An 11,081-nucleotide genomic window follows, 5' to 3' on the forward strand; every position below is an offset into this window, starting at 1 on the left:
TGTGAGTCTTTACCTGGCTGGTCCGGGACCGGCTGGCAGGGTTGACGTCGGTCGCCTCGCTGCTGTCGTGACTCCTGACAAAAGTGGCCCTCAAGGGTGCCTTGCCTATGAACTGTCCGACAGCGGCGGGCGGCTGGCGCCGACCCGGCCCACCTCGGTGGCCTGATAAGAAGCCTGCCCGACCCCCAAGGGCCGTGGCCCGTCACAGTTCTGCCTCGAAGTGACCTCTCCCGGGCACGGCGCCGGTCCGCAGCGACCGGGATCACCGTCTCACGGAGAGGAACCCTGATCGCGTGAACACCATTGTCGCCGGCACGCATTCGTTCGTCATCGGCGTCGACACCCACGCCGGGACTCACACCTACGCCGTGCTCGCCGCCAACGGTGAACACCTGGGCACGGAGGCATTCCCCAACACCCACGCTGGCAGGGCCCGTGCGATCAACTGGGCAGGACGTCGCACCAGCGGGGATCTCGGTGCCCTGTGGGTCATCGAAGGCATTGGCAGCTACGGGGCCCTGATCGCCCGCCAGACGGCACGTGCCGGCTACCGGGTGGTTGAAGCCGCCAGAATGGGACCCGCCGGCCGCCGCGACATCGGCAAATCCGACCCGATCGACGCCCGGCGCATAGCCGCAGCCGTGCTTCCGCTCCCCGAAGAACAGCTGCGCACCCCGCGGATGGACGAGGGGGTCCGGGCGGCAGCCCAGATCCTCCTCACCGCCAGGGACGAGCTGACGGGCGAGCGGACCAGGGCCGTGAACGCCTTGACCGCTCTCGTGCGCATTGCCGACCTCGGCATCGACGCCCGGCGTCCTCTCGGCGCCAAGCAGGTCGGCGAAATCGCCCGCTGGCGGCCCCGCGAGGAGGACCTGGCCACCACGACGGCCCGCACCGAGGCGGTCCGGCTGGCCAAGAGGATCCTCGTACTTGACGCCGAGATCACGGACAACATGAACCGGATAGGCGAGCTCGTCGACGCGAGTCCTGCCGCCGGCCTCCCTGAGGAAACCGGGATCGGCCCCGTTACCGCCGCCACCGTCCTGGTCGCTTGGTCCCACCCAGGGCGGGTTCGCGACGAGGCCGCGTTTGCCGCCCTCGCCGGAGTGAGCCCCATCCCCCCCTCCTCCGGCAACAGCACCCGCCACCGGCTCAACCGCGGCGGAGACAGGCGTCTTAATCGTGCCCTGAACGTCATCGCGATGGTCCGCATGGTGCATCACCCCCAGACCCGTGCCTACGCCGACCGACGACGCACCGAAGGCAAGACAGACCGCGAAATCCGCCGCTGCCTCAAGCGCTACCTCGCCCGACGCCTCTATCGCCACCTCAACAGCGCCGCTACGGCGAACATGAGGGTTGACGGGACATAGAAGCTTCACAGAGGCACCCAAGGGCGAAAGCATGGGCCACCTCAGTCAAGACGATCTTGACGTCATCGCACAGAAGTTGAACTTGCGCCCTCGCAAGACTCTCGACTTCGACACACCTGCCGATAGGCTGGAGGCCCTGTTGCGTTGATCGATTGAGTCCACCGTGGCCCGCTTGAGGACCTCCACGTCCTCCCGCAGCCTCGGTTCTCCCGTCGCAGCGCAGCCAGCCCCTCGCGTTCGCTGCTGGTCAGCCCCTCGTGCTCGCCCGCGTCGACCTCGGTCTGCTTCACCCAGTCGCGCACCGCGGCCTCGGTCAGGTCGAAGTCCTTGGCGACCTGACCGACCGAGCGGTCACCGCGCCGGCACAGCTCGACGATCTCGCCCTTGTACTCCGGCGTGAACGAACGGCGAGGCCGAGGCTCTTCTTCCCCATGCTTTCCATGATGGACATCCTTCCGGGGCAGAACCCCTGATCTCGGACGTCCGTCAAAGCGGATCAAGCCCAGGCCGCGTCGAGGTCGTCGCACCCGAGTAACCGGAGAGGGATCCCAGCGAGCGGCCCGCATCAGCACAGTGGCTGATCGGCATCAGAGGTGGTCTTCGGGGGACCGCCTCTGAGTCCTGTGTAGTCGGAGTTGGGCAAGGCAGCGCCGGGCGACGCCGGACGGGTCCCAGGGGCGTTGCCAGCGCGGCCGAACTCCTGCTCACTGATCGTTTCAGAATGAGAGTCGACAAGCCCGCCGGGGACGATTCCATCCAACAGGGGGTCGCAGTGCTCCTCGACCCGGATTCTCGGCCTTGCCTGGGCCGACGGTGCGAACGGTGGGCTGCATCATACGGCGGAGCTCGTCATGAACCGCGGGTTTCGTCGGCGGGAGCGCATCATAGTCCGCGTCCTCAGACTCCAGAGGGACGTACCCGATGTGCCCGCTGTGCTCAAGTGAACCGAAGGTTGCTGACATCGATGGAGACCATTGTCTGGCCCAGGATCGGGCGGCGGTCCGCATCGCGGCGGTAGGCCCGGCGTTTGGTGGGCAGGCGGATGCCGTCCGCTTCCACGGTGTCGTAGACGTACTGTGCCGCGGCGAACCCGCCTGCGATGTCGACGTGATAGTCATGCCGGCGCAGCAAATGGTCGGGGCCGAAGTAGAAGTCCTGTTGAGTGCTGTGGCCGGCGGTGCCGGGCGGGAAAGTCGCGCGCAGTCCACGCCAGAGTTCCTCTCCTTCCCGCCACGGTTCGATTTCGGTGACGGTGAAGCCGGGCATCGCCAGCAGGAAGGGCGTGGTGAGGTACGTCCACAGCGCGTATCCATTGAAATAGGCGCGATCCAGCGGGTCCCAGGGGGTGTCGAGGTCATGGCCTGCGAACGACTCACGCGGTTCGTCGCGTTCGGCCACGAGGCGTCCGTCGAGTTTTTCGATGCTGACTCGGTCGGCCGTGAAGTTGGTCTTCTGGTCGGGCGCGCCGAACGGCAGTACGGAGGCGTGCTGCTCGTGCAGCCAGACGGTCATCTCACGAGGGGTGGGGTCCTGCGGCATGCCCTTGATTACGAACATGTCGCCACCTGTGACGATGGTGGCGCGGACCATGGTCAGTGCTTTCCAGCGGTCGATCCCGCCGTGGGCGTCGAGAACCTGTGCGAGTAGCGCGGTCATTTCGGTCTCCCTGTTCGGTGGTGTCTGGTGGTGGTGTCGAGGACCTCGTTGTTCTTGTGGCCTGCCGCGACGTCGCGGGTTCGGCCTCGGCGACGCGGTCGATGGCCTTGAGTGATTTCTGCATGCCGCCATCGCCGCCTTCGAGGACGTAGCAGTGCACTCGCATGTGGCCGTGCAATGCCAGGGTTCGGCACCGGTCAGGGACTGATGCGGCAGGCGCGAGAGCGCCTTGCCGCCCGCGAACGAGACCACGAAAGGCGCCGATCGCGGCCGCGTCTGTTCTGTGTGAACGCCTCGCAAAGAAGCATAGGAAAGTTACTTCTTTTTCGCTGAGGGGTGCAGGAAGCGGCCTCGACATCCACGCCGGAGGGTTGCGCGGGCGGCGGCCACGGGTGCCGGTGGTGCGCGGTGACTCGCTTTGCATCGCAGGCCCGGTGCGCCTCGGCAGCGCTGACGAGCTGGCCCTCGACCTACAGCGCTACACGGTTCGGGTACCACACCACATCGTGCCCGATGCGCCATAGTCCGCCTCCACTCGCGCCGTTCCAGCAGCCCCCTTCTTGACCGAAGCATATACCAATTACCTCTGTCGATGCGTGGGCTACTCTGACGGGAAACCTGATTCGATTCGGCGACGTGACAGCTCGATGTCCACCTATTTCTAGCTGCCTGAGAGACTCGAGGAAGTACCGATGGCCGGAGCACGGCTGAACTGAAGTGTCTCCGTAGCGCCGTCGATGCCCACTGAAATCGCCGATGTGCCGCCCGACCTCCCCCTGCGCATGTGGTCGCCGGTCACGGCGAAGCTGATCACCGGCGAGCGCAATGCGGTACTGATCGACGCGCTGATGACGGTGAGCCGACTGGCCGACTGGGTCGCAGCGAACGGCAAGAGCCTCACCACGGTCTTTCTGACCCACGGGCACGGCGACCACTGGTTCGGACTGGACACCCTTCTCGAGCGCTTCCCGCATGTGCGCGGGCACCCCGCAGACCGGGCAGGGCACCGCGACATCCCGGGCCTGGGCCATGACCGGACCACCTCCCCGTCGTCCGCCAAATCCTCGGTGATCAGCGCCGACAGCCCGGAAAACACCACAGACACAAGGGAGTTGACCTCATCCATGCCTCTCGCAGACCGAGACACACCGTCACCACCGACTACGGAACAGAGCCCGCGGTGAGGCTCAGCGCCGCGCTGTGCGCCAAGTTGGATCATCGGCTCCCATCGGGCTGAGGACGTTGCTGAACCAGCCCTGGCGCAGGGACGAGAACTCGATTTGGTCGGTCATGCCCTGGTACATGCCGAGCGGGGTCGGCGCGGTGAAGACGTCGGGGTCGATGAGAGTGTGCTCGGGTGTCGAGCCCGCGGTGGCCCGCGTGTACTTCTTGTCGAAGACGCCGAGGGAGATCAGCCACAGGCAGGTCTTGGTCAGTGACACCCGCACGCGGTAGGAGCCGCCCTCGGTCGCGCGCCGGCGCAGCGCCGCCAGAACGCCGACCGTTCCCAGCCAGCCCACCACGTTGTCGACGACGGGCAGGATCGGCGGCTGCTTGGGGTCCTCGAGGGTGCCCTCCAGGGCGAAGATGCCAGAGACGCAGGCGCCGATCTCGTCGAAGCCCGGGCGGTTCATCCAGGGGCCCGACGGGCCGTGCAGCGTCACCTCGGCGTGGATCAGCCCTGGGCGCTTCGCGGACAGCTCCTCCGCTGTCAGGCCGTGCTTGACGAGGTAACCGGGGTGCCGGTTCGAAAAGAAGACATCCGCGTCGACGAGGAGCTGGTCGAATCGGGTGCGATCCGGGTCGGCATCGCCCAGATAGGTCGACCGCATGCCGACCTGGGTGTCCCAGTAGAACGGCTCCATCTCGACGTCGTCGGGACGCCAGACGTTCAGCACGTCCGCACCGAAGGAGGCGAGATCGCGCCCGATGCCCGCGCCGGCGATGACGTGCCCCATCCCCAGCGCGCGGATTCCGTCGAGCGGTTGCACAGCGCCGTCCGAGAAGGGCACCGGGTCACTGTCCGCAATCTTCTCGATATCGATAAGCGGCAGGTCGGCGAGCACATCGGTGTACTGCGGCTCCTCGAGGAACTCTTCCGCCGTGCGCACCTTGGCCAGGACGATGCCCGAGTCCGCCGATGCCTGCTCGAGCTCGTCCGCGTTCCACTGGGCGATGACGGCGTTGATGGCGGTGGAGTGGTCCGCGCAGTCCAGCATGTCCAGGGCCCTGGCTCGCAGGCTCGGATAGATGTTCAACGCGACGACGCTCCGGCCGTCCTTGGTCCGGCGGAAGAACGGCTGCTCGACAAAGGGGTTGTACTTGTTCCACTTGATCGATGGCCGCCTGCCGTTGATCAGCTCCCACCGTCCGTCGGCGAAGCCGGCGAAGCGGCGAAACGCCTTCCGGACGTCGATGTTGATGTCCTGGTCATGCCCGCCTCGGTCCCGCCAGATCGCCGAGGCGGCGACCCCCTTGGCCGCCAGCGCCAGCGCGGCGGCCGATCCGAACCGGAAGCGACCGGGGATCAGCGGATCCGCCCCCGAGGCGAACGTCACCTCACCGCCGCAATCCTGGGGCTTCAGCCCGGCCTCGCGGAGGATGGTCGCGAGATTCGCCTCGAAGTCGAAGACGTCCGTCGATATCGGGTTCTTGACTGCGTGGCGAATCTGCTCGGTCAAATTCATTGAGTCCAGCTTCCTTTCTGAGCCAGCGTCAGATGCCGGCAGTCAGACACTCCGTCGCGCGGCTCCAGCGGAGCCGGTCAGCGACAAACGTGCGCAGTGTCAGTGGTTCGCTCAGTTGGAGTGACGGGTTGAGAGGTGGCGGATGACTACTGCGCCAGGCACAGTCCGGTCAACGGGACCGGCAGAGCGATGAGCTCGTGCGACTCCTGGCCGGCGGCGGGGCCGTCCGGCAGCGGAACGGCGCGGATGTGACCGCCCAGGTCGGAGACGTAAGCCATGCCCGCCTCGCCGTCTACAGCGAGGCCGATCGCCTCGGCGAACCCCTCGGCAAGGACCTCGGCCGGCTGACCGACCGCGCCAACTGCCGGAAGGGGCGCACGATTGAGCGTGTTACCCAGGGGCGCGGCACCGCGGTCGGTCCAGTACAGCCAGTCACCATCGATGTGCAGGTCGATGGGCTCGGGAAGCCCGCTCCAGAGCACCTCGGTGTCGGACCGGTTCTCCGCCGATTCACCCGCCGGGATCTCCAGCCCTGCCCGCAGGATCCGGCCCTTGCCGCCCTTGGACGGCCCCTTCTGCGTCCAGTAAAGGTGCTTGCGGACGGGATCCACCGCCACGCCGACGCACTCGCCCATGATCCCGTCCTCTGTGGGGTTCACCACGAGGTCGGTCAAGCCGCTGCCGTCCACTGCGACCCGGCTGACCCGATGGCCTTCGCGGTCACCCCAGTACAGCCTGCCGGCGCCGTCGGAGGTCAGCTGCTTGCCAGTGGTCATCCGCCCGATCGCGACCACGTCGCGTAGCGGGCCGCCGCCCAGGCTCAGGGCGTGGACGCCGCCATTGCGCCGGGAGAAGTCCTGCCCGGTTTCGCCGGGCGTGTCGGGATCGATCGTCGGGGTGCCCATGGTGGTCCAGTAGACGACCCCGGATTCCAGCACAATGCCGTCCGGCGCGGCGCCGGTATCCTCAACCACCGTGTGCACGTGCCCGTCCGGGAGACCCACACGCAGCACCGTGCCGGGCACAACCTGAAGCGCCAACAGTGCCTTTGCCATGGTCACTCGTCCTCCCCGTCGACGGCTGCCGGCTCTGGCCAGCCAAGCGGCTTGAGGGCGGCCCGGGTGCGCCCATCGCGCAGTGCGGCCAGCCGCTCATAGGCCGACCCGCCGGTGCCATAGGCATGCTCGACCGCGTCGAAGACCTCGCCCATCCGGGCCGGGTCGGATTTGCCGATCTCGAAGGTCATCTGCGAACCGACATGGGAGGCAAGATGGCGCATGCCCTCCGGTCCGCCGCCGAGGACACCGCTCTCGAACGGGCCGATCGTGGCATAGCGCAGGCCCAGCGAGGCCCGGACCAGGTCGTCGAGATCCTTCACGTCGATCACGCCCTGCTGTACCAGGTAGAACGCCTGGTCGTTGAAGACCTTCTGCAGCCGATTGCCGACGAAGCCCGGGATCTCCTTCTTCAGCCGGATCGGCAGCTTGTCCAGCTCCCGGTAGACCTCGACCGCCCGGTCCACTGTGCGCGCGGAGGTCTGCGGCCCGGGCACCACCTCCACCAGGGGCATCAGCTCCGGCGGGTTGAACGGGTGGCCGATCACGATGCGTTCTGCCGCGGGGTTGCGCTGGGCAATGGCGGAGGGCAGCAAGGAGGACGAGGAGGAGGCCAGCACCACGTCGTCGCGGGTGTGCGCGGCCAGCGTGGCGAACATCTGCTCCTTGATCTCGATCCGCTCCGGTCCGGCCTCCTGCACGAAGTCTGCCCTGGTCGCGGCCGCGGCCAGGTCGTCGGTCGCGGTCACCGGCACGCCCACCAGCTCGCGTGCCACCACCTCTTTCAGATCGGGCCGCGGGTCGCTGACGCGGACCTCCCAGCCCGCCTCGCTGAACAGACGTGCCCAGGAGATGCCGATGACACCGGCACCGACGATCGTTACGACCGCCATGCAGATCACCCCACAGGAAGACGGGAACACAGAAGCAGCTCAGAGGAGTCAGCCCTGGCACGGCACCGGCACCGCTTCTTGCAGGAAGCGGTCATGGACAAGGCGGCGAGTCGAGCGGACCGTATGCCATCGCACAGGCGCCACACTCCAGCCGGCTGCTTCGGATCCAGTCGACACCCGCCGACATATGTCTGTCCAATATATGATTGCGTAGTGAGTGATAGCCCAAGCAGTATCAACCTCTCGCGGCGGATGCTGGAGCAGTTCCTGGTCGTCGCGCAGGAGAAGCATTTCGGCCGGGCCGCCGAGCGGCTCGGCATGAGCCAGCCGCCCCTCAGCCAGTCGATCCAGCGCCTGGAGCGGGTGGTGGGCACGCGCCTGCTGGACCGCGGCCCCGGCGGCGTGCGGCTGACCGCGGCGGGGAGGGCGTTCGCCGCCGATGCACAGCGGCTGCTCGATCTTGAGACCGCCGCGGTCGAGCGGGCCCGGCGGGTCGCCGGCGGACTGGAAGGGGACGTCCGGGTCGGCTACGTCAGCCTCCTCAGCCACCTCTACCTCCCGGAGATACTGCGCGCGGCAGCCGAGCAACTGCCCGGGCTCCGGGTACACCTGCGGCATGGTTCCTCGGCCGGCGTGGCCGACCAGGTGCGCACCGGGGCGCTCGACCTCGGTTTTCTGCGCGACCCGGCCCAGGTCTTCGACGACCTCACCAGCCAGGTCATCGCCACCGAGCGGATCGGCGCCGCGGTGCCCAGCGGTCATCCGCTGGCCGCGGCCGGCGAGATCGACCTCGCCAAGCTGCGCGAGGAGGACTTCGTGCTGCCCGACCCGAGCGCGCTGCCCATCCTCGCGGAACAGGTCCAACTCGCCTGCCGCCAGGCGGGGTTCATTCCCCGAGGGGTGGCGATCGCCGATGATCTCAGCGGCCTGTTCAGCTACGTCGCCGCGGGCCTGTGCGTGAGCCTGCTGCCCGAAGGACTGAGCGAACTCACCGTTCCAGGCGCGACCTTCATACCGCTGCAGGGGCACGCCGGATATCTGGACACCGCCGTCCACGCTGTCCACCGCCCCGACGCCGATCCGGCGGTGAGCCGCCTGCTGAAGATAATCACCAGCCTGCGGTCCAGAAGCTGCTGACCTCCTCTGCGCTTCATGTGGCGAGCGCCGCTCAGGGGCAGCGGTTCAGAGGGTCAGCCGAGATACGGCCGAAAGGGATAGCAGGACCCCGGCGGTGTGATTGCCGGGATCCTCGTGCTGTTTCGGGCTCAGTCGCGGGGGCTGTGGTCCGGGTGGAGTGCCCGGCCCACGGGTGAGTCGAGCGCGTCGGGGTCGACTGCGTCAAACAGCGCGCCATCGTCCAGTACAGCGCCCGGTCAGCTGCCCGTGCATCGCGCCAGACGTAGTCGACGAGGTGGGCCAGGCGCTCGCCCTCGTCGGCCAGGGCCTCGAAGTCCCCCTTCTCTATGGCATCGGCGAGCCGGGGAAGCTGTTCCAGGACCTCGCCCCAGTGGCGGGCGACGGCTTGCTGAGTACGGGTCAGTCCATTGTCGCCGAGCGGGTCGATCCGCTTGTTGTACCGCGCCTGTGCCGCTCGAAAAGTCGTCGCCGCACGTCACGCCGTATATCGGTACTCGTTGATCAGACCACCGAGGATCCGGGTACGTAGCACCTTGCGGGTGTCGAGGTCATGCACGGTGGCGGGCTGTTCGTGAGCCTCGGGCGGTAGCTGGTGTCGGGCCTGGTGGGGTCGGTGCTCGTTGTGGTGCCGCTCGTAGGCGGCAAGGACCTTTCGAGCATGGGCCTCGTTCGCGATGAGGACGTGGTCGAGGACCTCACGCCGGGTGCTGCCGATGATCCGTTCGCAGTGGGCGTTCATCCGAGGAGTTCGCGGCGCGCTCTTGAGAATCTCCATGTCCTCGGCCTGGAAGACGCCGTCGAACGCCTCGCCGTACTTGCCATCACGATCACGCAGCAAAAAGCGCAGGGACTCCATGCGTATGCCCATGTCGGCGGCGAGATTCCTCGCCTGCTGCACCGTCCCATCCCGCGTCGGATGGGCGGTGACCCCGGCGATGTGCAGGCGCCCGGTACCGTGCTCGATGAACGCCAGCGCGCACAACCGCCCACCCCGCGCGGCGTCGATGTGGAAGAAATCCGCCGCGATGATGCCCTCGACCTGGACGGTGAGGAACTCACGCCGAGTCGGGCCAGTACGACGCGGCGCCGGGTCGACACCCGCGGCATTCAGTATCTGCCAGACCGTGGAAGCGGCGATGATGCCCGAGTCGGGCCAACTCCCCCTGGATCCGCCTGTGTCCCCACCTCGGATAGCAGACAAGGCGATGGGTCTGCGGAACCTCCGAGCAAGTCCTGGGAAGCCAACCGCGGATGGATGCTCGCCGCCAACCTCGGACACGACCTCGACTGCTGGGTCCGCCTGCTCACCCTGCACGACCAAGACGACCTGGAGCGCGCCGAACCGGACACGATGCGCTACCGGCTCTACCAGATGCCCGCCCCACGCCCGGCGTCGCCGGCTGCGGATCGAACGCACCTGGCCCTGAGCCGACGCGTTCGTCCTCGCCTGGCACCGCCTGACCGAGCTTCCGGCCGCCACCTGACGGTCGGCACCAGCCCCAACGACCAGGAAGGAGAGCAACCCCGGGCCCGTGGAACCCGGCGTCCCCGCAGCGTCATGCGACGGCCTACCCCACCGGCACCGAGGACATTACGGGCGAACCGCCGAGACGATCACCGAGCACCAGCCGCTGACGAATCGAGGCCAGTGGCCTGATAGACCTTTCATCCAGTCCGCGCAGCCACGACCGCCCATGCTCAGCTGCCCGCGACACGGCACGGTCGAAATCAGCGGATCGGTTCCCCATCACGTCTGCCCCTAACATTCCCTTACTTCGTGACCAGTTGAACCATCGCGCCGACACCAACCATGACGATCACCCCGCGTAGCGCGGCGGGCTTCAGCTTGAGCCCGACCTGGGCGCCGAGCTGCCCACCGAGGTTCGAGCCGACAGCGAGCAGGGCGACAACAGGCCAGTTGATCGGCGCGATGAGAGCAAAAACCGTGCCGGCGACGACGTTCACCAAGGCGGACAGGACGTTTCTCGTACCGTTGAGCCTCTGCAGAGGCTCGGGCAGCATCACGCCCATCACCGCCATCATCAACACGCCCTGTGCGGCGGTGAAACACCCGCCGTAGATACCGATCAGGAACGTGAAGATCAGCAGCAGCGGGGTGATGCTGTGGTGGTCCGTGCCCTCGACGCCATCGGCCTCGCGGCGTTTCGCGATCCATCGGGAGATCCTGGGCTGGACGATCACCAACGCCACGGCGAGGCCGACGAGCACCCGCAGGATTGACGGGTCTTCGAAGTTGAGCGGGTGCGCCACGAGGCGCTG

Annotated in this window: 8 protein-coding genes and 3 pseudogenes; 4 read left to right on the forward strand and 7 right to left on the reverse strand. The window is 67.3% G+C overall.

The features are described from left to right. Positions 1 to 293 precede the first annotated feature (293 nt). Positions 294 to 1,373 (forward strand): IS110 family RNA-guided transposase, encoded by a 1,080-nt coding sequence (locus VXC91_RS37865; protein ID WP_329511894.1) that lies wholly within the window; start codon positions 294 to 296, stop codon positions 1,371 to 1,373. Positions 1,374 to 1,389: 16 nt separating this feature from the next. Next, a pseudogene (locus VXC91_RS47485) lies at positions 1,390 to 1,521 on the forward strand (IS30 family transposase); the annotation flags it as partial. A 112-nt stretch (positions 1,522 to 1,633) separates the two neighbouring features. On the opposite strand, the pseudogene VXC91_RS47490 reads toward VXC91_RS47485, so the two are convergent. Together VXC91_RS47490 and VXC91_RS37875 are read right to left on the reverse strand one after the other, a co-directional pair. After that, positions 1,634 to 1,939: pseudogene (locus VXC91_RS47490) on the reverse strand (transposase); the annotation flags it as partial. Between the two features lie 370 nt (positions 1,940 to 2,309). Beyond that, a complete protein-coding gene (locus VXC91_RS37875; RefSeq protein ID WP_329511895.1) occupies positions 2,310 to 2,963 on the reverse strand; it encodes a hypothetical protein in 654 nt (217 codons plus the stop codon). An 803-nt stretch (positions 2,964 to 3,766) separates the two neighbouring features. Here VXC91_RS37875 and VXC91_RS37880 point away from each other — a divergent pair. After that, positions 3,767 to 4,213: an MBL fold metallo-hydrolase gene (locus tag VXC91_RS37880; RefSeq protein ID WP_329511896.1), complete on the forward strand. Its 447-nt coding sequence runs from the start codon at positions 3,767 to 3,769 to the stop codon at positions 4,211 to 4,213. Between the two features lie 3 nt (positions 4,214 to 4,216). Here VXC91_RS37880 and VXC91_RS37885 read toward each other — a convergent pair whose 3' ends face one another. The 3 genes from VXC91_RS37885 to VXC91_RS37895 all read right to left on the reverse strand — a co-directional run bounded on the left by VXC91_RS37885 (position 4,217) and on the right by VXC91_RS37895 (position 7,664). After that, a complete protein-coding gene (locus VXC91_RS37885) occupies positions 4,217 to 5,716 on the reverse strand; it encodes a CoA transferase (RefSeq protein WP_329511897.1) in 1,500 nt (499 codons plus the stop codon). A 146-nt stretch (positions 5,717 to 5,862) separates the two neighbouring features. Then, positions 5,863 to 6,771 carry a hypothetical protein gene (locus VXC91_RS37890; protein WP_329511898.1) on the reverse strand — a complete coding sequence of 303 codons (909 nt, stop codon included), beginning with the start codon at positions 6,769 to 6,771 and terminating at the stop codon, positions 5,863 to 5,865. A gap of 2 nt (positions 6,772 to 6,773) precedes the next feature. After that, positions 6,774 to 7,664: a 3-hydroxyacyl-CoA dehydrogenase NAD-binding domain-containing protein gene (locus VXC91_RS37895; protein ID WP_329511899.1), complete on the reverse strand. Its 891-nt coding sequence runs from the start codon at positions 7,662 to 7,664 to the stop codon at positions 6,774 to 6,776. Positions 7,665 to 7,877: 213 nt separating this feature from the next. Here VXC91_RS37895 and VXC91_RS37900 point away from each other — a divergent pair, with 213 nt between their 5' ends. Continuing rightward, positions 7,878 to 8,801, forward strand: coding sequence for a LysR family transcriptional regulator (locus tag VXC91_RS37900; protein ID WP_329511900.1), 924 nt, complete (start codon positions 7,878 to 7,880; stop codon positions 8,799 to 8,801). A gap of 475 nt (positions 8,802 to 9,276) precedes the next feature. On the opposite strand, the pseudogene VXC91_RS37905 reads toward VXC91_RS37900, so the two are convergent. Together VXC91_RS37905 and VXC91_RS37910 are read right to left on the reverse strand one after the other, a co-directional pair. Next, positions 9,277 to 9,991 (reverse strand): annotated as a pseudogene (locus tag VXC91_RS37905) (integrase core domain-containing protein); the annotation flags it as partial. Positions 9,992 to 10,571: 580 nt separating this feature from the next. After that, a partial coding sequence (locus VXC91_RS37910) for a sulfite exporter TauE/SafE family protein (protein WP_329511901.1) occupies positions 10,572 to 11,081 on the reverse strand: 510 nt, incomplete at its 5' end.

Origin of the sequence: Streptomyces chiangmaiensis (genome assembly GCF_036281785.1) — a bacterium.
Lineage (GTDB): Bacteria > Actinomycetota > Actinomycetes > Streptomycetales > Streptomycetaceae > Streptomyces > Streptomyces chiangmaiensis.